The sequence below is a fragment of the Streptomyces sp. NPDC058955 genome (genome assembly GCF_042741435.1).
Classification (GTDB): domain Bacteria; phylum Actinomycetota; class Actinomycetes; order Streptomycetales; family Streptomycetaceae; genus Streptomyces.
The window spans coordinates 1-1,091 of record NZ_JBHYKM010000253.1 but is presented as its reverse complement, the minus strand read 5'-3'; the positions used below and the strand labels follow the sequence as shown (position 1 = coordinate 1,091).

Here is a 1,091-nt window from a genome sequence, read left to right as displayed (position 1 = left end):
GTCTGCGCGCGGGGCGCGCTCGGGCGTGGTGGACCGGCCGCGAGGCCCCCCCCCCCCCCCCCCGCGGCCCCGGGCGAGCTCCTCGGCGAGCGCGGCGCGCTGCCGCTCGATGGCTTCGCGGTGCGAGGTGCGGGCGGCGACCCGTCGCTCCGCCTCGCGCTGGGCGGCTGCCCGCTCCTCGTGCTCGCGTTCCGCCCGCGCCAGCGCCTCGCGCGCCGCGTGGGTCTGGGCGGCGAGCGCGTGCGCCTCGGCGTGGCGGGCGGTCAGTTCCTCGGCAGCGTCGGCGAGTTCCGCGACCGTCGGCTCGTTGTGCAGTTGCCCAGGAGCGGCCAGCGCGTGGACCTCCTCGCGGGCGGCGGCGAGCGCTTCGCGGGTGCCGGCCAGGTCGCGCTCGGCGGCGCGGCTGGCCTCGTCGGCCTCCGTGTAGCGGGCGTACGCGCTCTCCTCGGCGGCCCGGTCGACATGGTCGGCGGTGGCGGCGGTCGGTGCGGGGTGGACGGTGGATCCGCACACCTGGCAGGGCTCGCCGTCGGTGAGGCCGGCGGCGAGTTCGGCGGCGATGCCGCGCAGGCGGCGGGACTTGAGGTCGAGCCAGCTCTCGTGAGCGGTGTTGCGGTGCTCGCGGGCGGCGGCGTACCGCTCCTCGGCCTGGGCGAGGGTACGGGCGAGGCTGTCGCGGCGGCGGGCGGCGGCGAGCCGGAGGCGGAGGGGTTCGAGCCGGCCGGCGAGCTGTTCGGCGCGGGCGGCGGCCTCCTGCGCGGTGTCGACGCGCTGCTGGAGGGCGGCGCGCCGGGGCTCCCAGTCGGCGAGCCAGCCGGCCGCCTCCTGGAGGGCTTCCTCGTCGGCCCGGGCCTCCCGGTCGAGGAGGTTCCGTTCCTCGGCGAGCGCGGCGGCGCGGCTCTCGGCGCGGCGGGGGGCGGGGGGGGTGGGTGGTTGGGCGGGGCTGGATTTCCGGGGGGGGGGCCGCCGGAGCCGTCGGGGGCGGTGGTGGCGCCCGTGGGACGGGGGGAGGGGGTGGCGGGCGGGGTGGTGCCGGGGCGGGTGACGGTGCCGGTGGGGGTGGGCGCGGGCGTGGGCGGGCGGCCGGCGCT

General features: G+C 80.9%; 1 pseudogene. It reads right to left on the bottom strand.

The window, feature by feature from the left end:
* Positions 1–1,091: pseudogene (locus tag ACFW1I_RS38400) on the bottom strand (hypothetical protein); the annotation flags it as partial.